The 23,508-nt window shown below is 70.0% G+C and carries 22 protein-coding genes; 10 read left to right on the plus strand and 12 right to left on the minus strand.

The genetic code is table 11. The annotated features are described in order from the left end of the window. Positions 1-52: 52 nt before the first annotated feature. A complete protein-coding gene (locus AB0C26_RS42320) occupies positions 53-709 on the minus strand; it encodes a TetR/AcrR family transcriptional regulator (RefSeq protein WP_360259819.1) in 657 nt (218 codons plus the stop codon). Here AB0C26_RS42320 and AB0C26_RS42325 point away from each other — a divergent pair. Continuing rightward, positions 626-1,054 carry a nuclear transport factor 2 family protein gene (locus AB0C26_RS42325; protein ID WP_360260052.1) on the plus strand — a complete coding sequence of 143 codons (429 nt, stop codon included), beginning with the start codon at positions 626-628 and terminating at the stop codon, positions 1,052-1,054. The two genes, AB0C26_RS42320 and AB0C26_RS42325, sit on opposite strands and share 84 nt — an antisense overlap. A gap of 27 nt (positions 1,055-1,081) precedes the next feature. On the opposite strand, the gene AB0C26_RS42330 is transcribed toward AB0C26_RS42325, so the two are convergent. Together AB0C26_RS42330 and AB0C26_RS42335 are read right to left on the minus strand one after the other, a co-directional pair. Continuing rightward, a complete protein-coding gene (locus AB0C26_RS42330; RefSeq protein WP_360259821.1) occupies positions 1,082-2,692 on the minus strand; it encodes a lectin in 1,611 nt (536 codons plus the stop codon). A gap of 53 nt (positions 2,693-2,745) precedes the next feature. Then, the gene (locus AB0C26_RS42335; protein ID WP_360259824.1) at positions 2,746-3,903 is read right to left on the minus strand and encodes an MFS transporter; all 1,158 of its coding nucleotides are present in this window, start codon (positions 3,901-3,903) and stop codon (positions 2,746-2,748) included. A gap of 163 nt (positions 3,904-4,066) precedes the next feature. Here AB0C26_RS42335 and AB0C26_RS42340 point away from each other — a divergent pair, with 163 nt between their 5' ends. Together AB0C26_RS42340 and AB0C26_RS42345 are read left to right on the plus strand one after the other, a co-directional pair. Then, on the plus strand, positions 4,067-7,393 hold the full coding sequence (locus AB0C26_RS42340; protein WP_360259826.1) for a beta-L-arabinofuranosidase domain-containing protein: 3,327 nt from the start codon (positions 4,067-4,069) through the stop codon (positions 7,391-7,393). Between the two features lie 17 nt (positions 7,394-7,410). Continuing rightward, positions 7,411-7,908 (plus strand): DUF6985 domain-containing protein, encoded by a 498-nt coding sequence (locus AB0C26_RS42345; RefSeq protein WP_360259828.1) that lies wholly within the window; start codon positions 7,411-7,413, stop codon positions 7,906-7,908. A gap of 21 nt (positions 7,909-7,929) precedes the next feature. On the opposite strand, the gene AB0C26_RS42350 is transcribed toward AB0C26_RS42345, so the two are convergent. Beyond that, positions 7,930-8,271, minus strand: coding sequence for an immunity 53 family protein (locus tag AB0C26_RS42350; RefSeq protein ID WP_360259830.1), 342 nt, complete (start codon positions 8,269-8,271; stop codon positions 7,930-7,932). A 190-nt stretch (positions 8,272-8,461) separates the two neighbouring features. Here AB0C26_RS42350 and AB0C26_RS42355 point away from each other — a divergent pair, with 190 nt between their 5' ends. The 5 genes from AB0C26_RS42355 to AB0C26_RS42375 all read left to right on the plus strand — a co-directional run bounded on the left by AB0C26_RS42355 (position 8,462) and on the right by AB0C26_RS42375 (position 13,538). Further along, on the plus strand, positions 8,462-9,994 hold the full coding sequence (locus tag AB0C26_RS42355; protein WP_360259832.1) for a heme peroxidase family protein: 1,533 nt from the start codon (positions 8,462-8,464) through the stop codon (positions 9,992-9,994). Between the two features lie 41 nt (positions 9,995-10,035). Then, entirely contained in the window at positions 10,036-11,070 is a 1,035-nt protein-coding gene (locus AB0C26_RS42360; protein WP_360259834.1) for an alpha/beta hydrolase-fold protein, read from the plus strand. A gap of 93 nt (positions 11,071-11,163) precedes the next feature. Further along, complete coding sequence (locus AB0C26_RS42365; RefSeq protein ID WP_360259836.1) at positions 11,164-11,742, plus strand: dihydrofolate reductase family protein; 579 nt, start codon at positions 11,164-11,166, stop codon at positions 11,740-11,742. Positions 11,743-12,035: 293 nt separating this feature from the next. Beyond that, positions 12,036-12,650 (plus strand): Ltp family lipoprotein, encoded by a 615-nt coding sequence (locus tag AB0C26_RS42370; protein WP_360259838.1) that lies wholly within the window; start codon positions 12,036-12,038, stop codon positions 12,648-12,650. 99 nt (positions 12,651-12,749) lie between these two features. Further along, a complete protein-coding gene (locus AB0C26_RS42375) occupies positions 12,750-13,538 on the plus strand; it encodes an inositol monophosphatase family protein (RefSeq protein WP_360259840.1) in 789 nt (262 codons plus the stop codon). A gap of 250 nt (positions 13,539-13,788) precedes the next feature. On the opposite strand, the gene AB0C26_RS42380 is transcribed toward AB0C26_RS42375, so the two are convergent. Then, entirely contained in the window at positions 13,789-14,340 is a 552-nt protein-coding gene (locus tag AB0C26_RS42380) for a hypothetical protein (protein WP_360259842.1), read from the minus strand. A gap of 50 nt (positions 14,341-14,390) precedes the next feature. On the opposite strand from AB0C26_RS42380, the gene AB0C26_RS42385 reads away from it, so the two are divergent. Then, positions 14,391-15,029 (plus strand): hypothetical protein, encoded by a 639-nt coding sequence (locus tag AB0C26_RS42385; protein ID WP_360259844.1) that lies wholly within the window; start codon positions 14,391-14,393, stop codon positions 15,027-15,029. On the opposite strand, the gene AB0C26_RS42390 is transcribed toward AB0C26_RS42385, so the two are convergent. The 5 genes from AB0C26_RS42390 to AB0C26_RS42410 all read right to left on the minus strand — a co-directional run bounded on the left by AB0C26_RS42390 (position 14,955) and on the right by AB0C26_RS42410 (position 19,919). Next, positions 14,955-15,803, minus strand: coding sequence for a hypothetical protein (locus tag AB0C26_RS42390; protein ID WP_360259846.1), 849 nt, complete (start codon positions 15,801-15,803; stop codon positions 14,955-14,957). The two genes, AB0C26_RS42385 and AB0C26_RS42390, sit on opposite strands and share 75 nt — an antisense overlap. Positions 15,804-15,908: 105 nt before the next feature. Continuing rightward, positions 15,909-16,832, minus strand: a complete 924-nt coding sequence (locus AB0C26_RS42395; RefSeq protein WP_360259848.1) for a serine/threonine protein phosphatase — start codon at positions 16,830-16,832, stop codon at positions 15,909-15,911. Further along, positions 16,829-17,569: an SDR family oxidoreductase gene (locus AB0C26_RS42400; protein ID WP_360259850.1), complete on the minus strand. Its 741-nt coding sequence runs from the start codon at positions 17,567-17,569 to the stop codon at positions 16,829-16,831. Before AB0C26_RS42400 ends, AB0C26_RS42395 begins: the two co-directional genes overlap by 4 nt. Continuing rightward, positions 17,566-18,555 carry an acetamidase/formamidase family protein gene (locus AB0C26_RS42405; protein ID WP_360259852.1) on the minus strand — a complete coding sequence of 330 codons (990 nt, stop codon included), beginning with the start codon at positions 18,553-18,555 and terminating at the stop codon, positions 17,566-17,568. The genes AB0C26_RS42400 and AB0C26_RS42405 overlap by 4 nt, the downstream gene beginning before the upstream one ends. Next, complete coding sequence (locus tag AB0C26_RS42410; RefSeq protein WP_360259855.1) at positions 18,552-19,919, minus strand: APC family permease; 1,368 nt, start codon at positions 19,917-19,919, stop codon at positions 18,552-18,554. Before AB0C26_RS42410 ends, AB0C26_RS42405 begins: the two co-directional genes overlap by 4 nt. A 78-nt stretch (positions 19,920-19,997) precedes the next feature. On the opposite strand from AB0C26_RS42410, the gene AB0C26_RS42415 reads away from it, so the two are divergent. Then, a complete protein-coding gene (locus AB0C26_RS42415; protein ID WP_360259857.1) occupies positions 19,998-21,665 on the plus strand; it encodes a DEAD/DEAH box helicase in 1,668 nt (555 codons plus the stop codon). A gap of 4 nt (positions 21,666-21,669) precedes the next feature. Here the strand turns inward: AB0C26_RS42415 and AB0C26_RS42420 are convergent, their stop codons facing one another. Both AB0C26_RS42420 and AB0C26_RS42425 read right to left on the minus strand, forming a co-directional pair. Continuing rightward, a complete protein-coding gene (locus AB0C26_RS42420; RefSeq protein ID WP_360259859.1) occupies positions 21,670-22,743 on the minus strand; it encodes an NAD(P)/FAD-dependent oxidoreductase in 1,074 nt (357 codons plus the stop codon). Positions 22,744-22,804: 61 nt separating this feature from the next. After that, positions 22,805-23,506 (minus strand): SDR family oxidoreductase, encoded by a 702-nt coding sequence (locus tag AB0C26_RS42425; protein WP_360259861.1) that lies wholly within the window; start codon positions 23,504-23,506, stop codon positions 22,805-22,807. Positions 23,507-23,508 lie beyond the last annotated feature (2 nt).

Consider the following 23,508-nt stretch of genomic DNA (forward strand, 5'->3'; position numbering starts at 1 on the left):
TCCTAGACAGCTCCACTCCACAACCGGAGGCCTTCACCCGTCCAGAGTCAGATCAACTCGTCACACCACCTCGACCAACCTCCCTGGACAGCACAGCTAGGCGGTCCAGTAGTTCGTCCAGTAGGGCTCGTTCGCCTGGGGTGAGGTCGGCTGGGTCGTTGCCTACCAGGGCGCGCAAGGTCATTGCGGCGCTTGCGCGGGTGGTGGGGGTGTCGGTGGTGGGAGTGTGGAGGACTCCGGCCAGGGCAGCTTCGCGGACGCGTTCGGAAAGCATGAAGTCGGGCTCGGGCTGGCTGATCAAGGTTAGGGTGACGCCGATGTTGGCGGCGAACAGCTGTTCGGCGGCGTCGGCGGCCGGCACCTTGAGCATGCCCTGGGTGGCGGCGGCGATGAACCGGTCGCGCAGCGCGGCGTGTGCGGGAGCGGTGACGGCGCAGGGCTTTCCCGGCTCGGCGCGGCCGTAGAGCAGCCCGTAGAACGAGGGGTGCTCGAGCCCGAACCGTACGTGCCTGTCCCAGCCCTCGCGCAGGTCGTGCAGGGGGTCGCCGGAGTCCTCGACCGCCGTGTACTGGGTGAAGCCGTGATTGGCCACGGCGTCGATCAGGCCCTGCTTGCTGCCGAAGTGGTGGTACAGCGTCGGGGCCTGCACCCCGGCGCGTTCGCACACCGCCCTCGTGGACACCGTGCCGCCGCTCTCCAGCAGCTCCACCGCAGCGCATCGCCGGCGCGCCTAAACCACATCACGCTGCCCACCGCTGTCGAGAACTTCGTCGCGGCCACCAACGCCCACGACACGAACGCATTGGCCGCGGTCTTCGGCGACCGGGCCACCGTGCGCGACGACGGGAAGACCTGGGCCGGCGAGACGGAGATCCGCGAGTGGATCCAGGGACATCTGATCAGTCCCAGGATCGTGCTCACGCCGATCTCGTTCGCGGGCGACCGGCTGGTGGCCGCCGGGGACGGCGACTTCCCCGGCGGGCCGCTGTCTTTCTCGTTCGTGTTCGGCATCGAGGACGACCAGGTCATCGACCTCGCGATCGCCCCGGTCTGATCCGTCACCGGCTGGGCCGGCCCGGGGTCAGATGAGGTCGAAGCTTTCCCACGGGCCGATGGCGGTGCGGTTGGCTATCAGAGGGCCGGCGCCGGCGTTGTCGGCGCAGACATAGTGGCCGTTGGCGGTGCTTCGGAAGCTGGCGGAGCCGTCCGGGTTGGCGACATGGGTGAAGCGTTCCCAGTCGCCTACCGTGTCGCGGTTGACTGTCAGAGGGCTGCCGCCGGCGTTTTCGGCGCAGACGTACTTGCCGGTTGTGGTGGATTTGAGGGCTACGGAGCCGTTGCCCGCGTCTTCGATGAGGAAGCGCTCGGCGGCGGTGGGGGCTGAGGCCGTCAAGGGCGAGCCCGTCAGGTAGCGGCCGTTGGCATGTGAGCGGAGCGCCACCGCCGCCGCCGTGGACAGGACGGGCTGGGTGGGGCGGGTCGCCGTCAGCGCTATCCGGCCCTTGAGCATGCGGCCGCCGTCGCCGCTGAGCCGCAGGTAGTAGTCGGCTGAGCAGGGAGTGCCGTCCTCGTCCAGAGGGAGGAAGTTGCTGCCGGTGGGGACGTCGGCCTTGGTCTCGGCTGTTTTGGCGATCTGGTTGCCCTCGTTGTACTCGTCGAACATGGAGATGTAGAGGGCCGGGGCGCCGGCCCGGATGACGTTGTAGAACTGGCGCCACATGAAGTCGCCGTGTTCGCGCTGGCGTTCCTGGAGGTCGCCGGGGAGCACGCAGGGCTGGTAGTCGATGCCGTGGTCGGCGCAGTCCTTCACGTCGGGGACGGTGACGTTGGTGTAGAACCAGTCGGAGCCCGCCGCGTCGCCGATGCGGCCCACCATCCACGGCGAGATCATGTCGAAGGCGTGGTAGACGTCCTGGAAGCCGAGCCGTGAGTCGTCCTTGCCGTCGCTCAGGCGCCAGTGGGTGGGGGTGCCGCCGATCAGGTAGACGCCCTGGGCCTTGAACCAGTTGACGACGTCCAGGCAGACCGCGGCGCTCCACGGGTGGGCGTCGTCGTTGAACCCGAAGCCCCAGACGCAGACGACGGGCTTGCCGTTCTGTCTGGCGTACGCGGGGGAGGCCGTGTAGGCCTTCATCGTGGCCGTCCAGTCGTCCTTGATCTGCTGCTGCATGTCCTTCCAGTTGGTGACGTCGTACATGATGTAGAACTTGCGGCCGTGCCGTTCGGCCGCGTCGCGGACCTTGGCCGTGATGGCGTCGCGGACGGGGCCTTCGCCGCCGAACGGGTTGAAGCGCTGGAGCGCCGCGGTGTCGAGGTCGTTCTCGCGCATCCACCGGAAGTGGGTGTCGACGGTCTGCTGGTCGTACGAGGAGAAGACGGTGGCCGGCCGGCCGTCGCCCAGGGCGGGGTAGCCGGTCGGGTATGTCTTGTCGTAGTCGCGGATGTCCGGCCAGGACTTGAGGGCCTGGTTGGTGGGCGACGGCGGGTTCTGCCAGGCCTGCCCGTAATGCCACCAGCCGTCCAGGGGAGCGCCGTCGCCTTTGCCGGTGAACCAGCCCTGGTACCCGACGGTGATCTTTCCGACGACATCACCAGGCGTGTCGGCGGCGAACGCGTCGAGGGTGACGCCGGTGGCCACGGCGGCGGTTCCGGCCACGGCGGCGCCGAGGAAGGCGCGGCGGGTCATTTTCATGCGGTCACCGTAAAGATCGACCGATATTTTAGTAAAATTGGTTTAGTACTATTTCAGGTAGTTTTAAGGAAGAGCCGGGCGACCACGGCGGCGGCGACCGCGGGAATGGCGAACAGCAGGTAGTCCGGGCTCAGGCCCCACCGGTCGACGACCTGGCCGCCGAGGGCGGAGCCCGCCGCCAGGAACAGCTGGGTCGTGGAGACGAAGAGGGCCAGGCCGCCCTCCGCCGCCGTACCGCCCATCATGTAGGCCTGCACGATGAGCGGGACGGCGCCCCAGCTCGCGCCCCAGACCAGCACCAGCACGACGGTCAGCGCCGGCAGCGACGTCACGGCGGTCAGCAGCGCGACCGAGCCGCCGAGCAGCACGGCGGCCGCGGCCAGGGTCAGCGGCAGGTTGCGGGTCACCGCGGCGCCGGCGCCGAAGTTGCCGGCGAGCCCGGCGACGCCGAAGCCGAGCAGCAGCAGGGTCACCGAGCCGGAGGAGAAGGCCGACCGGTCGGTGAGGAAGGGCGTGATGAAGGTGTACGCCCCGAAGTGCGCGAAGAACAGGAGCGCACCGAGGAGCAGGCCGGTCCGGTCGCGCCGGGAACGGAACAGTGACGTCAGCGCGCTCCAGCCCAGTGCTCGGTCCGGGCGCATCGAGGGTAGTGCCAGCACCTGCCAGATGGTGATCAGCACGGCCAAGGCGCCCACGATGAGCAGCGCCCACCGCCAGCCCCAGGTCTGCGCCACGAGGTGACCGGCGGGCAGGCTGACCACCGTGGCGGCCGAGATGCCGGCGGTGACCAGAGCCGTCGCCGCGGTTCCCCGGCCGGCCGGTACGAGCCGGGGCGCCACGGCCACGCCGATGGTCCAGAAGGCGCCCACCGCCACCCCGAGCAGGGCCCGCGCGACCAGCAGCATCGTGAAGGAGGGGGCGAGGCCGGCCAGCAGATTGGAGACGGCCAGCAGGCCGGTCAGGGCCAGAAGCACAAGCCTTCGGTCCGTACGGTTGGCCGCCAGCACCGCCGCCGGGGCGGCCACCGCGGCGACGAGGCCGGGCAGCACCACCGCGAGGCCGGCGTCGCCCTCGGACACGTGCAGATCGGCCGCGAGGGACGGCAGCACGGCCACCGCGATGAACTCGGACAGCACCAGTGTGAAGGAGGCGGCGGCCACCGGCGCCACCGCTGCCCACCCGGTTCGGGGCCGTTCCCGCAGTTCAACCATGATCCGCAAGCTACATGAGATATCACGTAATGCTTCATGTCCTGCGTCACGGTTCCGCGCCGAAACGTTTTCGGTCGACGTGCGAAAACGCCCCCGTTGACATGGTGGTATAGCGCTGACACGATCGCCGAAAAGGTTTTCGTTTGGTCGGAAGGACAGCTGTATGGCACCGTTCAACCGTCGTCAGTTCCTGCAGGTCTCCACCCTGAGCACCGCCGCTTTCGCCGGCCTCGAGTTCCCCGCCCCCGCCTGGGCCGCGACCGCCCCCGCCTTGGCCGCGACCGCCCCCGCCTTGGCCGCGACCGCCGAGGGGCCGGGCGCCACCGCTCCCGTACGGCCGTTCCCGCTCGGCGACGTGCGCCTGGGCGACGGGCTGCTCCAGGAGAAGCGTGACCGCACCAAGGCGTGGCTGCGGGCCTACGACGAGCGCCGCTTCGTGGTGCTCTTCAACGACCAGGCCGGGCGCCCCAACCCGGCCGGCGTGGCGGTGCCCGGCGGCTGGGAGGACGGCGGGCTGCTCAGCGGCCACTGGGCCGGGCACTACATGACGGCGCTGGCTCAGGCGTACGCCGATCAGGGCGAGGCCGTCTACAAGACCAAGCTGGACTGGATGGTCGGCGAGCTGGCCGCCTGCCAGGCCGCCATCACGGCCCGGATGACCACCGGCGGCGGTGGCGGGCCGGCGGAGCCGGCGGCCTCCATCGGCCGGGTCCCGGGCCGGATCGGCACCGGGCTGCGGCTGGGCGGTGGCACCCCGGCGCAGTACTGCACCCTTCCCCAGGAGGCGATCAACCAGCTCACCGACTTCACCATCGCCACCTGGATCAACCTCGGCTCCACCGCGAGCTGGACCCGCCTGTTCGACTTCGGCCAGTCCACCGCGATCAACATGTTCCTGACGCCGCGGGCCGGCGTCACCGGCGACGTCCCGCGCTTCGCCATCACCGTCGGCGGCTCCGGCGGCGAGCAGCAGATCAACGGCACCTCCGCGCTGCCGGTCGGCCAGTGGGTGCACGTCGCGGTGACGCTGGCCGGGCGAGTCGGCACCCTCTACGTCGACGGGCAGCCGGCCGGCACCAACCCGAACATGACGCTGAACCCGTCGAACCTCGGCAACCCGGGCAACCGGTGGATCGGCCGGTCGCAGTACGGCGACCCGTTCCTCGACGCCACCATCGACGAGTTCCACATCTTCGACCGGGCGCTCGGCCCGGCCGAGGTGACGGCCCTGCGGACCGCGACCACGGGCGGCGGGAACATCGCCTGGTACCGCTTCGAGGAGGCCGGCGGCACGGCGCTGAAGGACTCGTCGCCCAACGGCCGGGACGCGGGCGTGGTGGCCGCCTCGGCCGAGGGGCCGGCCGACTGGGTGCCCACCCATCCGGGCTACCTAGGCGCCATCCCCGAGGACGCGGTGCTGCGCCTCGGCCCGCCGCGCTGGGCCGTCTACGGCGGCAACGCGCAGACCAACACGTGGGCGCCCTGGTACACCCAGCACAAGATCATGCGGGGCCTGCTCGACGCGTACTACAACACCGGCAACGCCCAGGCCCTCGCGGTGGTCACGACTATGGCCGACTGGGCCCATCTGGCGCTGACCGTCGGCGACAAGAACCACCCCGATTACGAGGGCCCGCTGACCCGCGACGACCTCAATTACATGTGGGACCTCTACATCGGCGGTGAATTCGGCGGGGCCAACGAGGTGTTCCCGGAGATCGCGGCCATCACCGGCGACGCCAAGCACCTCGAGACGGCCAAGGCGTTCGACAACCGGGAATCGTTGTTCGGCGCCGCTGTCGAGAACCGCGACATTCTCGTGGTCACCCCGCAGAACCGGCCCGGCCGCCGTCGCCCGGAGCGGTTGCACGCCAACACCCACGTGCCGCAGTTCATCGGCTATCTGCGCGTTTTCGAGCAGGGCGGCGGCCGGGACTACTTCACCGCGGCCAAGAACTTCTACGGCATGGTGGTGCCGCACCGCACGTTCGCCAACGGCGGCGCCGGCGGCAATTACCCGGGTTCCAACAACAACCTCGAGCTGTTCCAGAACCGCGGGAACATCGCCAACTCGGTGCCCACCAGCGGCGCCGAGACCTGCACGACGTACAACCTGATGAAGTTGGCCCGTAATCTGTTCCTGCACGAGCATGACCCGGCCTACCTGGATTACTACGAGCGCGGCCTCTACAACATGATTCTCGGGTCCCGCGCGGACACCACGTCGACCGGCGATCCGCAAGTCACCTATTTCCAGCCGCTCGGCTCGGGCACGGTCCGCAGCTACGGCAACACGGGCACCTGCTGCGGCGGAACGGGCCTGGAGAACCACACGAAATATCAGGAGACCGTCTACTTCAGATCGGCCGACGGCGGCACGCTCTGGGTCAACCTCTACGTGCCCTCCACCTTGACGTGGGATTTCAAAGTCAAACAGGAGACTTCGTTCCCTCGTACGGATCGGACGCGGCTCACCATCGACGGAACCGGCCCGCTGACCCTCAAACTGCGCGTTCCGGCGTGGGCCGAGCGCGGCTTCACGGTCGCGGTCAACGGCGTTCTTCAAAACCTTCAGGCCACGCCGGGTTCGTACGTTTCGATAAGCCGAACCTGGAAGCCCGGCGACATCGTCGACATCACGATGCCGTTCAGCATCCGCGTCGAGCGCGCCCTCGACCGCCCCGACACCCAGGCGATCTTCTGGGGCCCGATCCTGCTGCAGATCATGGGCAGCGGTACGCAATGGCGCGAGCTCACCCTCTACCGCCACCTCAAGCGCGACGGCGACTACGGCCGCGCCGCGATCACCGCCGGCGCCGTGACGGCGGCCGGCGACCCGACGTTCACCGCGGGTGGCTACTCCCTGCGCCCGTACTACATCAGCGACAGCCAGGCGGCCTCGTCGTACTTCCGCCGCGTCGAGCCGTCGATCGTCTTCGGTTCCATCGACACCGGCGTCCCCAACCGCAAACGCGACGACGGCCTGCCGAACTACGACGTCCCGGTCACCGGCGTCACCTCACCCGGCACCGACGGCCCGACGTTCCTGGACCTGGTCTGGGACCGGGCCCCGTTCACCACCCACACCCAGTTCGTAGCCACCGTCACCCAGACCGCCGACGCCTTCGCGGCCGCCGGCGTCTTCACGCCGGCCGAGCGGGACACGGTGGTGGCCCGCGCGGCGGCCGCCGACCGCGAGCTCTCACCGGCCACGGCCCTCAGCGTCGACGTCCGGGCCCGCACCCAGCAGATCGGCACGGCCGTCTACGTGCAGGTGACGGCCCGCAACACCGACAGCGTCCCGTTGACTCTGGAGCTGACCACCCCGTACGGCTCGAAGACGGTCTCCGCCGTAGCCCCCGGCCAGTCCGCCTACCAGTCCTTCAACACCCGCTCCGCCACAGTCCCGCCCGGCACGGCCACGGTGAAGGCCACCGGCACGGTCGGCGGGGGACAGGTGACAGCTTCGTTCGAGGCCACCTACGGCTGACGTCCTACTATCGGGCGATGCTGGACATCACCGAGGACCCGAACGAGGAATGGCACACGACCGGTCCCGTCGAGATTCCCCTGCTCGGCGGGCCACCGGTGCCCATCATCCTGGACGGTTACGGCGACGACGAGGCGCCGGAGGACTTTCACGAGGCGATACGCGCGTTCCTGACGCTGGACCGCTCGGTGCTCGAGGCGGCCGCTCCAGCGATCTTCGCCTACTACCGGGACGTCGCCGAGACCACCGACGCCGTCGACGTACACATCGACGGCCCGGCCGACGTCCTCGACCACATCACGCTCGGCCGCGAGCCCACGGTCTCCCGCGACACCTACACCGACCGGCACGTGTACGTGTCACTCGAGTGCGAGTGCGCCTGGGAGCCCGAGCACGGTTTGCAGTTGGTGTTCCGCGACGGCCGGACAGTGACGAAGGCCGGCCCCTACGACGGTCATCTGACGAACGCCTCCGCCTACGGCGACCCGTCCCTGACCGACGTCGTCTACCACTGACGAGTCGACCGGCGGCCGGGCCTAGTCCGGTAGCGGGCGCGCTTGCTCAGCCACCCAGGCCCGGAACTGGTGGATGGCTTCACTGAGATTGAGCGGTCCGCAGGCGACCTCGAAACGCATGTCGACCACGCGGGCGATCAGCCAGTCATGCTCGCTGCGGCGGACCTCGTACCGGGGGAACGCCCGGCCGTCCATCGCCGTGTCCTGTAGATCGACCTGGAGGAACCAACCGGGATTGTCGAGCGTCTCGATCGACAATCCGTACTCGTGTTCCCAATCTCCATCGCATTGGGTGGCGTACCAGCCTTGAAGCCACGTCAGGGCATCAGGCCCGCCAGAGAACTGGAGATCCTGTCCGGTCACGTCGTCATGATGCCGCCGACGCCCTCGGCGTGGAGGTCGAGGGCCGGCGCCGCCGAACGGGCACGCTGGTGAGTCGCCTTTCCGACTCGGCGGGGATCGGCACTCCGGCGACCGGCGGCCGGACCTACGCTGACCCCAACCGGGCGCGATTTATGGCATTCGCCCGATTCGACCTCTCGGAGGGGTTCCCATGGATCTGATCGAACGGCCGTCGGCCCAGGACGCGTACATGCTGCAGGACTCTCTCTTTCGGGAAACCGGGGCGGCGGAGCCGGACGACTTCACCACGATGTTTCCTGAGCTGGAACCCTTCGCGCCGTGCACCGACGCGGTCATTCACAACGTTCGGCTGCTGGGAGCGCGGGACGGGCTGATGGACGCGAAAGATCCGCGGATCACCGTCACCGATCCGATCGCGGCCAACCCCATCCGCAATCCCGACAACCCGAACCCGGACATGACCGTGGGGTTCACGTTCCTCGGGCAGTTCATCGACCATGACCTGACCTTCGACCCGATGCCGATCCGGTGCGGGCAGACCAAGAGCCCCAACCTGCGCAGCCGCTTCTTCGATCTGGACAGCGTGTACGGGCGGGGGCCGGATGAGGACCGGCATCTGTACGACCGGGCGTCCGAGCTGGACCACGCGGCGCCGATCAAGTTTCTCATCGACTTCGACGCGCCGCGGGACCTGCCCCGGACCAGCCAGCAGCGAGCCATCATCGCCGACCCCCGCAACGACGAGAACGTCATCATCTCGCAGTTGCACCTGGCCTTCCTGCGCTTCCACAACGAGGTCACCGACCACCTGGCCGAGACCCGCGCGGACGACCTGGCCCTCCTCGAACCCACCGAGCGGCCGCGCAAGCTGTTCGAGTGGGCCCAGTGCTCGGTCCGGCGGCACTACCAGTGGATCGTGGTCAACCAGTTCCTGGCCGCCACCCTCGACCCGGTCGTCTTCGCCGCCGTCGAGAGCAACGGGCCGAAGGTCTACCGGGACGAGATGACCGAGAAGATCCCGCGCGAGTTCCAGGTCGCCGCCTACCGGTTCGGGCACAGCCAGGTCCGGCCCGGCTACCAGCTCAACGCCGGGTTCGGGGCGCCGATCTTCGACCGCCGGGTCGATCCGCGCGAAGGAGACCCGAACGACCTGCGGGGCGGGCGCCGGGCGCCGCGCCGGTTCGTCGAGTGGGACAACTTCTTCGACTTCGGCACCAAGGAGATCAAGCAGGACACCGGCGAGGTCGTCGACAAGGTCAAGCGGAACAAGCGGATCGACCCGTACCTCTCCTCGCCCCTGTTCGACCTGCCGGTCGGTCCCGGGCTGGTCGAACCGGACGACGACCTCAAGTCGCTGGCCGGGCGCAACCTGGAACGGCACCTCCAGCACGGCATCGCCTCCGGCCAGGCCATCGCCGCCCGGTTCCACTACACGCCGCTCACCGCGGCCGAGACGGCCGAGCTGCACCCGCTCGGTTTCCGCGACAGCACGCCGCTCTGGTACTACGTGCTCAAGGAGGCGCTGATCCAGCACCACGGGCAGCGGCTCGGCCAGGTCGGCAGCCGGATCGTGGCCGAGGTGTTCTTCGGGCTGCTCGCGGCGGACCCGCACTCGTACCGGAACGTGACCGGAGGCTGGACGCCGGACCTGCCGACCCGCGACCCCCGCGACGCCGGATCGTTCACGATGACCGACCTGCTGACCATGGCCGGGGTGGCGTGAACCGGGGTGGCGTGAACCGCCGTACGTGATTGACTCGGGTGATGTTGCCTTGGAGTCACGAGCTGTCCGGCCGGTTGCATCGGGAGACGATCGACTCGGCGCTGCTGCGCGGGAACCCGCTGGGCGATCCGCACGAGCGGCCGCTGTGGGTCTACACACCGCCCGGTTACGAGTCGGGGACGTCGCGCTACCCGGCGATCTACGTGATCCAGGGCTACACCGGGCACGTCGCCATGTGGGCGAACCGTACGCCGTTCCGGCAGCCGTTCATCGAGACCGCCGACCAGGTGTTCGCGCGGGGCGAGGCCCCCGGGTGCGTTCTCGTGTACGTGGACGCCTGGACGGCGTACGGCGGATCGCAGTTCGTCGACTCGGCGGGCACCGGCCCGTACCACTCGTACCTCTGCGATGAGGTCGTTCCCTGGGTCGACGCCCGCTATCGGACGATCCCGGCCCCCGAGTCCCGCGCGATCAGCGGCAAGTCGTCGGGCGGCTTCGGCGCGATGATCACCCCGATGTTGCGCCCCGACCTGTTCGGCGCGCTGGCCACCCACGCGGGCGACGCCCTGTACGAGTACTGCTACCTGAACGAGTTCGCCAAGGCGACCCGCGCGCTGCGCGAGTATGACCACGACATCCAGGCGTGGTGGTCAGACTTCCGCGGCCGTACGGCGTTCACGGCCGACCACGACTCGCTGCTGGTGCTCGTGCTGGGCTGCGCCGCCGCGTTCTCCCCGGCCGAGGACGGCACGCCGCAGCTGCCGTTCGACCCCCGCACGGGCCAGCTGATCCCCGCGCTGTGGGAGAAATGGCTGGCCTGGGACCCGATCCGCATGATCGACCGGTACGCGGACGCCCTGCGCTCCCAGCGGGCCATCTGGATCGACGCCGGAACCCGCGACGAATGGTTCCTCGACCTGGGCGCCGAGGCGTTCCGGGCCGGCCTCGACCGCATCGGCGTACCGCCCGACCGCATCCACTTCGAGCTGTTCCCGGCCGGCCACGGCGGCATCGACCACCGCTACCCCCAGGCGGTGTGCTGGCTGGCCCACCGCTTGTCGTCGGCGGACGGCTGACAGAAACGAGCCGCACCGGCCAAGGATGTAGGAAACGCCGGCCGCCGTTCGTGGAGGTGGTGAGAGTGCTCATCACAGGCGAAAGGAACTGACATGACCGCCATCTACACCTGGGACGTCTTCTCCACCCTCGACGGCTACGGCTCGTACGCCGAAGGGGCCGACTGGGGCGGCTACTGGAGCAAGCAGGGCCCCGAGCTGCTCGCGAGCCGTGCCGCCATCTTCGACACCGGGCAGCGCATGGTCTACGGGGCGACCACGTTCCGCGAGATGGCCCAGATCATGTCCTCGGGCATCGACCCGAACGCCGTGGACGAGTGGAACATCCGAACCATGCGGTCACCGGCGACGGTCATCTCCTCGACGTTGACGGACACGCTCGGCTGGCCCGACGCGACCATCGCGAAGGGCGACGCCGTCGACATCGTGGCCCGCCTCAAGGAGGAGTCGGACGTGCCGCTGCGGTCCCAGGCCAGCCTGTCGCTGAACCGGGCCCTGATGGCCGCCGGCCTCGTCGACCGCCTCCACCTGACCGTCTTCCCGGTCATCTCCGGCCGCACCGGAACCAGCCCGATCCTCGCCGGCGCGGGCGACTTCGACCTCGACCTGCTCGAGAGCCGCACCCTCGACGGCCGAACCCTGGAGCTCGTCTACCGCCCCACCGCCCATTGACCGATCACTCACCGGGCCATCGCCCGTATCGCACCACCTGGCAATGGCCACTTAAGACCGATCGGGTCATCCCATCGGCCGGTCAGGCGACATCAACGTCATCGCCGAGTGGGTCGCGAAGCCTATGTCCCCGCACGTCTGACGGATTGATTCCGCGTCGGCGGCATTTAGCCTGGTGGCGGCCCCGAAAGCGTTTAGCCGCGCAAGGAGATGCATTTATGTCCACGCCCTCCGTCCTTGTTCCGAAGAAGAGAATGAGCCGCGGCCGAAAGGCCACCCTGATCGGCGGTGGCGTGCTGGCCGGCCTGGTCATCATCGGGGTCGCGGCCGGCGGAGGCGACGAGACGCCCGCCGTCGCGCCCGTTGCGGTAACCACCACGGCGACGGATCCGACCGCCGCTGGCAATCGCGAAGCGATCGACCAGCTCCAGGTGTGCATCGACATGACCACCGGTGCCCGTGCCTACGACCCGGCGTTGTGGGATACGGCTCTGTGCGGTGCGTACAAGGGCAGCCTCGGATCTTCGGCCCCGCCGACCACCGAGCCCGCTGTGGAGGTCAGCAACGAAGCCACCGTCGAGGCCGTCGCCGAGCCGACCGCGGAGCCCACCAAAGAGCTGACCGCCTCCCAGGAGAACGCCGTCGAGAAAGCGGCCGACTATCTCTCGTACACCGCCTTCTCCCGGTCCGCGCTGATCAAGCAGCTCAAGTTCGAAGGGTTCTCCACCAAGGACGCCACCTTCGGCGTGGACGCGCAGAAGGCCAACTGGAACGAACAGGCCGCCAAGAAAGCCGCCGATTACCTGTCGCATTCCTCGTTCTCCCGTACCGGGCTGATCAAGCAGCTGAAATTCGAAGGATTCACCACCAAACAGGCCACCTACGGCGTCAAAAAGGTCGGGCTGTAGCCGCGGAAACAGGGCCGTCCAAGCGCGCACGGCCATCCGGTCATGCTGCGCCCCGGTCAGCGGGGGAGCGACTTCGACCTCTTCTCATACTCTCCAGGGATGCCGGCACCTTCGATCAACACCCCATTGCTGGAGTACGCCGTCGGACTGTCCACACGCGCGGGCCGACTGGCCGCCGAGCGGTTCTTCGCGGCCGACTTCTCGACCGCGATCAAGGCCGACGGGACCGAGGTGACCGAAGCCGACCTCGCCGTGGAGGAGTTCATCCGGGGCGAACTGGCCGATCGGTTCCCGGCGGACGGCGTCTACGGCGAGGAGCACGGCTCCACATCGGGCACCTCGGGCCGCCGGTGGGTCATCGATCCCATCGACGGCACACGCTACTTCGCGTACCGGATCCCCGTCTTCGGCACCAACCTGGCCTTGGAGGACGAGCACGGCCCGGCCTTGGCCGTGGTCAACCAGCCGGTGGCCCGGCAGCTCATCTACGCCGGCCGCGGCCGAGGCTGCCGCATCCGCACCGACGGCCGGGACGCGGCGCCGCTGCTGCGCGACACCCCCGACTTGTCGACGGCCCGGGTGGAACTGGTGAACCCGGCCGGCTGGCCGGCCGAGCTGCTGCTCACCCTGCACCGCGCGACGCGGATCACCGGACATCTGGGCAGCATCAGCGGCCTGCTCACCGGTCTGGTCGACGCCATGGTGATCGCCGGCCCGGAGATGGGCTACGAGGACCTGGCGCCCCTTCCCGTCATCCTCGAGGAGGCCGGCGGCCGCGCCACCGACCTGCGGGGCCGTCCATTGCTCGCCGGCGACGGAACCGCTCTGCTCAGCACGGGCCGCCACCACGACGCCCTCCTCGACTTGATCTCCACCGCGGCGCGGTAGGCCGCCCCGCAACACCGATACCGCATTCGCGGTAGTCGGAGTACCGCCGTCCGCGATCCGGCACGGCGGTCGCGAGTGCGCCACCACCGGAAGGCGCGTCCTGCTGAGGCCGGAAGCCGATGTCTGCGGGGAGCGCTCCGGCTCGGCCGTGCTGAAGGATGACGCGTATGGACATCCCCGACCCGCTCCGCCAGGCGACCATCACACAGGCGACATTCCCGGCTCGAACAGCCGATTCATCTGACTGAGGTCACGTCTCAGGTGGCCGGCCCGGCAGCTTGCGCATGCGGCGGATGGCTGTGTGGTCGCCCGACTCGGCGAGTCGGCGGACCTCGGCTACGCGGCCGTGGGCGAGCAGCACGTCGAGGCGTCGGGCGTGGGCCAGGCGGTCCAGGTCGGGATTCGCGTCGGCCCAGTGCCGTAAGGCTTCGAGGGCGTCGTCCGGCCGGTCGCGCTCGCTGAGGTAGTCCACCAGCCACATGACGTCGTGGCCGTCGGCGACCTCGGCGCGAAGCTCATCCTCGCGTTCCTGCCTGATCAGTGCTTCCAGGAGTGTCGTACCGGCGCGGTCGTCTCCCGCCTCCTGCATGACGCGCAGCTCGTCGAGGCGGTCGGCGTCGACCAGGATCTCGAGCAGGGTGATGAGGGCGCACCTGTCACCGGCGCCGGCCCGGCGCCGTAACTCGTCCTCGTCGCCGGCCGACCGCAGCGCGCGCGTCGTCTCCGTGCAGCGCCGTTCGGCGTCGGGGTCGCCGTGGATGTCATAGCGGTGAGCCGCGCCGTAATAAGACCAGTCCCTCACCGCGCCAATATGCCACGGCGCTGGGGAAGCCCATCCGTGATCATGGAGTCATGGATGACTACGCGGCTTTCCGCCGGCTCTGCCGAACCGTGTACGTGGCGGCCCGCGCCGGCTCGGTGGACTGCACGGACGCCTTCGATCTGGCCGCCGCGGCGCTGGAGTCGACACCGGGGGACGCCGCCGCGACCGAGTTGGCGTCGCTGAGCATCGACTGCGCCGAGGCGAGCCGCCCCCGGATGGCCGAGCTCGCCCTCGCGGTGCTCGATGCCGTCGATTACGAGCCGGGCTTCGCGGAGGAGCCGGCATGGCTGGCCGGCCTCCAGGACGCCATGCGCCTGGTGAACCAGGACGTGACCGCGACCGGTCTGCCCCACCCCTGCCGGCTCAAGGTCCACCCCGACCAGCCCGACCTCACCGGGAACGCCTACGCCGCCTCCTGGGACGGCCACACCGGCACGGCGCAGGGCGTCTTCCCCCGCTCGGGCGCCGACCCGGTCTCCGCGCTGGTAGCGGTGGCCGAGGACACCCAGGACGCGATCATGCACACCATCTGGGCCGCCTGGCCGGTATGCCCCGAGCACCACCTGGGCGTCCACGCCGAAGACCACCACGAGTCAGCCGTCTGGTGGTGCACCGGTGCCGGTGGCCACGCCGTCGCGCCGATCGGTGATTGGCGCGCCCGGAGCTGAAGGGGGCGTCGCGGTCTGCGCTTCCTTTCGCGTCGGCAAGGCGGCGACCTGCGAAGCGACGGCTATGCCGGCTGTCGTGAGGGCAAGGAGTACGGCGGTCATGGCAATCCACCCAGGAGTGGGTTCCCACGATGATTTGGGCCGGCCGCCCAATAACGCGAAGGCGACCGAGCAGATGACCCCGTAGAACAGGGAGCAATAGGCCGCCGCGTGCACCAGGGGAGACTTTCTCCGCGGCAGCCGCCGGGCAAGAGACGCGCAGACCAGAAGGCAGGCGATGGCGCCGGTGACAACCCAGGTGGTAGCGCTGAGCCAGAACGGCGGGTCGCCCGGCCGGAAGATGTCGTCCAAGTAGTAGCTTGTCGTCACCTGTAGGTGCGTCAAGACCACGACGGCGATGATGTGGCACGTCACGAGCATGATCCTCAGCGGCTCGCGCTCTCCCCGCCTGGAGTTGTAGATCAACCAGCACAGGCCGCCGAAGACGCCCAGGCTTCCGGTGCCGAGTAGTCCGGCGGCGATCATCGTTTCGGTCCAGGCGCGATTGCAGCTCTGTTCACCCGAGATGACCGAGAAGAAGAAGCTGTCGAGGAGCAGCACGAAAAAGGACGGCAACATCAGCACGTACGGGTATGAGTCGTTCTGCGGTGGGCGACGCCTTCCGAGGAGGAAAACGACGCCGGCGAAGAGGAAACCCGCGATCACGGCCGCCAGCTGAGAATGGGTCTGGCCGACCTCGACCGGATTCCAGTCCACGTCATCGCAGACATTCATGTGCGCCCACCTTCGCGGCATTCCCGAACTACCTGGAGGATGGCCCGGCAGAACCCCGGAGTGCCATCGTCCGGTCGGGCTGAGGCGGTTCAGAGGGCGGCGGGGCTACGAACGGGGGCGCCCGTATTCGACATCCTCGCCGTCGTACAAGCGGTAGCAGAAGGAATTCATGCGGGCGGCGGCCGCGGCGTGGCGGGTGAGGATGCCGGCCACGGGTGCGGGCACCGTCGCGGGGATGTCGCCGTTCGCGTAGCGGAGCACGTGGGCGTTGCGGATGGCGGGCGCGGACGGGACGCCGCAGGCGGTGGTGGCCAGCCAGTTCACCAGGCGCATGGCGGCGTAGTCGGCGTCGTGGCCGGCGTGGCGGGTGACGAAGTCACGTTCGGCTTCGGACAGTTCGAAGTGGGGTGACGTGGCCAGGCCGTAGTCCACGAGGTGCAAGCGGGTGCCGTCGGTTCGCATGTTGTCGAAGTGGGCGTCCATGTGGAGCATGTCGTGGGTGCGCAGGGCGGCCACGATCTCGAACAACTGGCGTTCAACCGCAACGGGATCGGTCAGCAGCGCCGACGCCGGGTGGGGGAGGTATTCGAAGAACAGCACGAGGCTGTGGGTGGCCGCGGCCAGTTCCTCGAAGCGGGTGCGTACGGCCGGGCTGCCTCCGAACTGGGTGACCACGGCGTCGATGTCGCGGTGCTCCGGGGCTACGGGTGGGCGGCCGGGCAGCACTCGCCAGTGATACAGCGTGGGGGAGCCCATGATGGTGTTGGCCGCCAGCTCGCGCCAGGCGCCGAAACCGGGGCCGGGGAGGCGGTGCATGCCGTACTGGCAGGCGAGCGGCAGGTCGAACAGGTTCGCCGTGCTGTGCGGGTGGGCCAGCTCCCGGTCGGTGATCGGGATCCGCTTGGCGAAGACCGGCACGCCGTCGGCGTCGATGACCGAGGAGCCGCCGCCCACCCCGGCCGCGCCGGCGGGCGCCGACCGCAGGAGGCTGGCCAGTTCGGCGTCGTCGAGCGCGTCGAAGGCGATCACCTCAGGTAGGAGGCGCCGTTGAGGTCGAGGACGGCGCCGGAGGACCACAGGGCCTCGGGGGAGCTCAGGTGCAGCACCGCGGCGGCGACCTCCTCCGGGGTGCCGACACGGCCGAAGGGGCTTTGCCGCCGTACGGCGTCGCCCACCTGCTGGCGCTCGGTGGCGATGAAGCCGGGCGCCACCGACGTCACGGCGATGTCGTGCGGGGCCAGCGCGATCGCCATCGACTGGCCGAAGGCCTGCAGGGCCGCCTTGGCCGCGCCGTACGCCGGGTAGTCCGGTTCGCCGCGGTAGGCGCCCCGGGAACCCACGTTGACGATGCTGCCGGGGGCGCCGCGGTCGATGAGGTGATGGGCGAAGCCGTACGTCACGTTGGCCGCGCCCAGCAGGTCCACGTCGACCGTTTCGCGCCACAGGCGCTGCCAGTCCTCGTACGACGTCGTGGCTATCGCATGGCGGTTGCCGGGGCCGGGCGCCACGGCGGCGTTGTTGACCAGGACGTCGAGCGCGCCCAGGGAACCAGCGGCGGAGGAGACCACCGAGAGCGCTTGGGCGGGATCGGCCAGGTCGCCTCCGGCGAGGGCGTGTCCCGTCCCGGTCAGGAGCGAGAGTGTCTCCGAGGCCGCGTCGCGATCGGAGCCGTAGTGGACGGCGACCCGGTCGCCCTTCGCCGCGAAGGCGATGGCGATGGCCCGGCCGATGCCGCGCGAGGCTCCGGTGACGAGGACGTTTCTCATGATCGCAGACTACGCAGGCGGGCGTGGATCCCCTCGTACGCGGTCACCTCCCGCAGGTATCTCTTGTCGATCTTGGCCAGCATCGTGTAGTTCGGGTCGCAGACGTTGCCGACCGGGGCCTCGCCGGCCTGGCTGATCAGCTGGTACGCGTCGAGCACGTCGAGGCCGGTCAGCTCGGCCGACCAGGTGACCAGGTCGTGCTGGCTCATCCGGTACGCGTCCTCCAGCGGCCGGGCCGAGCCGGCCGACATCAGCGCCTCGTCGGTCTCGAAGCGCGGCGTCGGGGTCGCCACCCCCTTGACCAGGTCGAGGATCACCACCGTGTTCATGGCCGCCTCCACGCCCGTACCGCAGACCTCGCCGTCGCCCTGACGGCAGTGACCGTCACCGAGGGCGAACAGCGCGCCCGGCACGTTGACCCCGAAGTAGGCGGTGACCCCGGCCCTCAGCTCGGGCGTGTCCAGGTTGCCGCCGTGCACGTCGGGCACGATGGTCATCCGGCTCTCGAAGGCCGCGGGCGCCACCCCGGCCGTGCCGTGCATCGGATCCAGCGGCAGTGACACGCTGTAGTCGCCGCGCCGGGCATGGTAGGTGACGGTGCCGGCCGCCACGTCGACGTCGTAGCGCCACACCACCTCGTCCAGCGGCGGGTGCAGGGTGGCCGTGGTGTGGGTGCCGGTCAAGGCCCCGAAGTGCGGGAACGTCGACGACACGGCCCAGTCGCGGGCCGGCGCGATGCTCACGAAGTGCACAGCGAGGGTGTCGCCGGGCTCGGCTCCCTCGACGTGGATGGGGCCTGTCACCGGGTTCAGGTACGGGAACTCGCACACCACCGACGGCAGGTCGCCGACGGACTGGACGCGGCCGCCGAAGCAGTCCTCGGTGTAGAGCTCGACGACGGTGCCGGGCGCCACGCGCAGCACGGGTTCGCGGCCGCCGAAGGTGTAGGACAGCTGCTCGGGCGTGGGGTGGAAGCGGACGGTCACGAATCTCCCTCGGAAAGGCCGGCGAGCGACGGGCGCCGCCCGGTCGCGTAGAACACGATCAGCACGATCACGCCGATGGCCAGCCAGGCGAAGCCGAGGGTCTGGGCGGCGATGTCCGCGTTGATCACCACGTAGAGCAGGATGAGGAAACCGGCCACCGGCACGATCAGGTGCCGCCACCAGTCCCGGCTTCCTTGACGTACGACGTAGTGCACCACCACGGCCACGTGCAGCGCCAGGAAAGCGGTCATCGCGCCGAAGTTCACCAGCGTCGACAGCAGCGAGATCCCGTCGTCGCGGCTCGCCATGTACAGGCCCAGGGCCAGCGAGACGGCCGCCACGAGCAGGGTGGCGTTCGCCGGCACCCGGTGCCGCTCGTTGATCCGGGCCAGGAAGCGTGGCATCTGCCGGTCGCGCGCCATCGCGTACAGCAATCGGCTCGTCGCCGCCTGGGCGACCAGCGAGTTGGCGAAACCCCAGGCGATGGCCGTGGCCAGCGCGGTCAGGGTGGCCAGCCAGCCGCCCCCGGCCGCCCGGGCCGCGTCGTAGAAGGCCGTGCCCTCGGGGTCGCCGTTCTCGAGCAGGCCCGGAGCGTCCGGTACGAGCAACGCGGCCACCCAGGTCTGCACGACGAACAGGGTGCCCGCCAGCAGCAGCGCGCCGACCATGGCCCGGCCGATCTGGCGGGCCTCCTCGCGGCTCTCCTCGGCCAGCATCGAGATGCCGTCGAAGCCCAGGAACGACAGCACGGCGATGGACACCGCGCCGAAGACCACCGACCAGGAGAACGTGTCGGCGTTGAAGAGCGGGCTGAACGAGAACTTGTCGATGTTCGCCACGCCGACGGCCAGGAAGACGGCCAGGATGATCAGCTCGGCCACCAGCATGATCCGGTTGACCCGGGCCGTCATCTTGATGCCGAGATAGTTGACCACCGTGTTGAGCAGGACGAACGCCACCAGCCAGAGCCAGACCGGTAGGCCCGGGACCAACGAGTGCATCGCCACACTGGCCACGAGATAGAGCAGGCCGGGCACGAGTACGTAATCGAGCAGGATCACCCACCCGGCCAGGAACCCGACCGGCGGGGCGATGCCGCGCCCGGCGTAGCTGTACACCGACCCGGCCATCGGAAAAGCACGGACCATCTGGGCGTACGACAGGGCGGTGAACATCATCGCCACCATGCCGATGACGTATGCCAGGGCGACCATGCCGCCCGAGCCGCTGTACACGCTGCCGAAGATCCCGAACGGGGCGATCGGCACCATGAAGATGAGCCCGTAGATGAGCAGGTCGGTGAAGCTCAGCGAACGGCTGAGCTCCTGCCGGTAGCCGAACTGCTCGAGATCGTCCTGCGCCATGGTCGAACATTAATCGAGAAACGCCGATGAGTCGCGCCGCCGCGCATCGAGATTTCCGAGGCTCGTATCCTGGCTGGCATGGACGAAGACCTGTTCGAGCCCGAGGCAGGCTTCGCGGGGCTGGGGCTTCGGCCGGAGCTGCTGCGCGCGCTGGTCAGCCTCGGCTACGAGGAGCCCACCCCGATTCAGCGCGGGGCCATCCCGCCCCTGATCGCCGGAGAGGACCTGGTCGGCCAGGCCGCCACCGGCACCGGCAAGACCGCCGCCTTCGCGTTGCCCCTGCTCCAGTCGCTGACCCGCGGCGAGACCGAGGGCCCGCAGGCGCTGGCCCTGGTGCCGACCCGCGAGCTGGCCGAGCAGGTCTCCCAGGCCGTGCACCGGTACGGCCGTGAGCTCGGCGTGCGGGTGCTGCCGGTCTACGGCGGCCAGCCCATCGGCCGTCAGCTCCAGGCCCTGTCGCGCGGCGTCGACGTCGTCGTGGGCACCCCCGGCCGGGTCCTCGACCACATCAACCGGGGCACGCTTCACCTCGGTGACGTACGGACCGTGGTCCTCGACGAGGCCGACGAGATGCTCGACATGGGCTTCGCCGAGGACATCGAGGCGATCCTGGCCGAGACGCCCGCCGAGCGGCAGACCGTGCTGTTCTCGGCGACGATGCCGCCCCGCATCGACGCCATCGCCCGCCGCCACCTGCGCGAGCCGGTCCGGGTCACGATGGGCCGTGAGGAGCCCTCGCCGGGCGAGTTGCCGCTGGTGCGCCAGAGCGCGTACATCGTGGCCCGCGCCTACAAGGCGGCCGCCCTGGGCCGCATCCTCGACGTCGAGGCGCCCACCGCGGCCATCGTCTTCTGCCGCACCCGCGAGGAGGTCGACCAGGTCACCGAGACCCTGAACGGCCGCGGCTACCGGGCCGAGGCGCTGCACGGCGGCATGAGCCAGGACCAGCGCGACCGGGTCATGGGCCGGCTGCGCGGCGGCAGTACGGAATTGCTGGTGGCGACCGACGTGGCCGCCCGCGGCCTGGACGTCGAACAACTCACCCACGTGATCAACTTCAACGTGCCGGCCGCCCCCGAGGCGTACGTCCACCGCATCGGCCGGGTCGGCCGGGCCGGGCGCGAGGGCGTCGCGATCAGCCTGGCCGAGCCCCGCGAGCAGCGCATGCTCAAGGCGATCGAACGGCTGACCGGCCGCCGCATCCCGCTCGAGAAACTGCCCACGGTGACCGACCTGCGGGCCCGGCGCCTCGAGCTGACCCGGGCCTCGCTGCAGGAGGCCCTGGACGCCGACGACCTCGACCGCTTCCGCGTGGTGATCGATTCGCTGACCGACGAGCACGACGTCGAGCAGGTCGCCCTGGCCGCGGTGAAACTGCTGCACGAGGCGGCCGGCGGCGACATCGACGAGCAGGAGATCCCGTCGCCGCTGCCGCCGCGCCGGGAACAGCCGGAGAACCGGGGCCCCCGGCCCGACCGCCGCTCCCGCGGCAGCAACGACGACGACGTGACCCGCCTGTTCGTCGGCATCGGCCGCCGCTCCGGCCTGCGCCCGCAGGACCTGGTCGGCGCCATCGCCGGCGAGTCCGGCCTGCCCGCCCGCGACATCGGCGCCATCCAGATCACCGACCGGTTCTCGCTGGTCGAGGTCCCGGAGTCGGCGGCCGACCGGGTCATCAAGGCCCTGTCGCGGGCCACCATCCGCGGCAAGCGCCCCACGGTCCGCCGGGAGCGCTACAACCGCTGAGGTTCTACATGGCGAAGAACTCGATCATGTCCTCGCGGGTCGGCTTGTAGGTGGCCGCCTCGGCGTGCTCCGCGCTGCGGGGGAAGAGCGTTTCCTCGTACGAGAGGAGAGCGTCCCCGTCCCGCGTGGCGAGGGCGGTGCCGAGCTCGGCCGCGTCCTGCATGGCCAGGTTGGCGCCCTCCCCGTCCGGGGGCGCCAGGTGGGCCGCGTCGCCGATCAGGGTCACGCCGGTCATGTGGTCCCAGCGGAGGCCCTCGGCCGGTAGCGCGTAGTGCGGCCGGTGGAGCGGCGGGGTGTCGCTCGCGGTGATGAACGCGAGCAGCTCGGGGGCCCAGCCGTCGAACTCGCGGGCGATGCGGGCGAGATCGAAGCCGTCGAAGAACTCCAGCGGCTCGGTCAGCTCGGCGTACACGTGCAGGGTGCCGCCGGCCTCCCGATGGACGTTGATCTGCCGGCCCGCGAAGTCGGAGACGATCGTCGTGCCGGGCCCGGCCAGCCGCGCGAGCTCCGGGTGACGCTTCTCCACGTCGTACAGGAAAGTCTCTATGAAGGAAGTGCCCGCATAGACCGGGGTGGCGGCGGTGAGCAGGGACCGCACCCGCGACCAGGCCCCGTCGGCCCCGACGAGCAGGCTCGTGGTGACGCGGCCGCGTCCGGCGAAGCTCAGCTCGTGACGGCCGCCGCCCAGCGTGCGCACGCCGTCGAGCTTGTGCCCCCAGCGCACGGTTCCGGCCGGCAGGGCGTCGAGCAGGATCCGCCGCAGCTCACCACGCTGCACCTCGGGCCGCCCGCCGGTGCCGTCGTCGGCCTTGTCGAACAGCAGCGTGCCGTCGGTGGCGAGCCCCCGGTAGGCCTCGCGGCCGGGCAGGACGGCGGCCCGGAACTCCGTCATCAGGCCGGCCGCCTCGAGGGCGGGCTGCCCGTTGTAGTCGTGGATGTCGAGCATGCCGCCCTGCGCGCGGGCGTCGGCGGAGCGCTCCGCCTCGTACACGATGGACTCGATGCCGTTGACGTGAAGGACGTTGGCCAGGGTGAGCCCGCCGAGCCCGGCGCCGACGATGGTGACTGGTGCGTTCATGCGCCCAGGCTGGCGCGCCCGCCTTGCACGGCCCTGACACGGCCCGCACACGGCGCTGAGATCAGGCGAGCAGGGCGCCGCCGTCGACGGTGAGGATCGTGCCCGTGGTGAAGGGCTGGCCGATCAGGTAGAGGTAGGCGTCGGCCACGTCGGTGACCTCGCCGACCCGGCGCAGGGGGACGGCGGTGGCCGTGTCCGCGTACAGCTGCTCCACGCTCTCGCCGGAACCCCACATCGGCGAGCGGGTGACGCCGGGTTTGACCGCGTTGACCCGCAGCGGAGCCAACTCGACGGCGAGGGCCCTGGTCAGCGCCTCGATCGCGCCGCAGATGCTCGACGCGACCGCCCAGCCGGGCAGGGGGCGGTCGGCGGCGGTGCCGGTGGTCAGGGTGATGGAGCCGCCCTCGCGCAGATGGGGGAGGGCGGCCTGGACGGCGGCGAGCGCGCCGAAGTAGCGCAGGCCGAAGAACTGCCGGGCCTGCGCGACCCGCATCGAGGCGATCGGGGTGAGGGAGAGCTGCTCCCCGGCGGTGTAGACGAGGTGGTCGAACGGGCCGATCTCGTCGAAGAGGCCGGCCGGAGGGGCGCTGAGGTCGGCGGTCAGCCCGGTGGCGCCGAGGCGCTCGGCGGCGTCGCGGACGCGGTGCTCGGTGCGGGAGACGACGACCACGTCGGCGCCCTGCTCGGCGGCGGCCGCCGCGGTGGCGTACCCGATGCCCGAAGTGCCGCCGACGACTACCACCCGCTGTTTCGCAATGTTCATGC

The organism is Actinoplanes sp. NPDC048796, from assembly GCF_040650035.1.
Taxonomy (GTDB): domain Bacteria; phylum Actinomycetota; class Actinomycetes; order Mycobacteriales; family Micromonosporaceae; genus Actinoplanes.

Excerpts from the sequence above, each read along its gene's own strand:
- AB0C26_RS42390 (WP_360259846.1), bottom strand. The coding sequence starts at position 15,803 with ATGAATGTCTGCGATGACGTGGACTGGAATCCGGTCGAGGTCGGCCAG.
- AB0C26_RS42335 (WP_360259824.1), bottom strand. The coding sequence starts at position 3,903 with ATGGTTGAACTGCGGGAACGGCCCCGAACCGGGTGGGCAGCGGTGGCG.
- AB0C26_RS42360 (WP_360259834.1), top strand. The coding sequence starts at position 10,036 with ATGTTGCCTTGGAGTCACGAGCTGTCCGGCCGGTTGCATCGGGAGACG.
- AB0C26_RS42400 (WP_360259850.1), bottom strand. The coding sequence starts at position 17,569 with ATGAGAAACGTCCTCGTCACCGGAGCCTCGCGCGGCATCGGCCGGGCC.
- AB0C26_RS42415 (WP_360259857.1), top strand. The coding sequence starts at position 19,998 with ATGGACGAAGACCTGTTCGAGCCCGAGGCAGGCTTCGCGGGGCTGGGG.
- AB0C26_RS42330 (WP_360259821.1), bottom strand. The coding sequence starts at position 2,692 with ATGAAAATGACCCGCCGCGCCTTCCTCGGCGCCGCCGTGGCCGGAACC.
- AB0C26_RS42420 (WP_360259859.1), bottom strand. The coding sequence starts at position 22,743 with ATGAACGCACCAGTCACCATCGTCGGCGCCGGGCTCGGCGGGCTCACC.
- AB0C26_RS42365 (WP_360259836.1), top strand. The coding sequence starts at position 11,164 with ATGACCGCCATCTACACCTGGGACGTCTTCTCCACCCTCGACGGCTAC.
- AB0C26_RS42425 (WP_360259861.1), bottom strand. The coding sequence starts at position 23,506 with ATGAACATTGCGAAACAGCGGGTGGTAGTCGTCGGCGGCACTTCGGGC.
- AB0C26_RS42410 (WP_360259855.1), bottom strand. The coding sequence starts at position 19,919 with ATGGCGCAGGACGATCTCGAGCAGTTCGGCTACCGGCAGGAGCTCAGC.
- AB0C26_RS42375 (WP_360259840.1), top strand. The coding sequence starts at position 12,750 with ATGCCGGCACCTTCGATCAACACCCCATTGCTGGAGTACGCCGTCGGA.
- AB0C26_RS42340 (WP_360259826.1), top strand. The coding sequence starts at position 4,067 with ATGGCACCGTTCAACCGTCGTCAGTTCCTGCAGGTCTCCACCCTGAGC.
- AB0C26_RS42385 (WP_360259844.1), top strand. The coding sequence starts at position 14,391 with ATGGATGACTACGCGGCTTTCCGCCGGCTCTGCCGAACCGTGTACGTG.
- AB0C26_RS42355 (WP_360259832.1), top strand. The coding sequence starts at position 8,462 with ATGGATCTGATCGAACGGCCGTCGGCCCAGGACGCGTACATGCTGCAG.
- AB0C26_RS42345 (WP_360259828.1), top strand. The coding sequence starts at position 7,411 with ATGCTGGACATCACCGAGGACCCGAACGAGGAATGGCACACGACCGGT.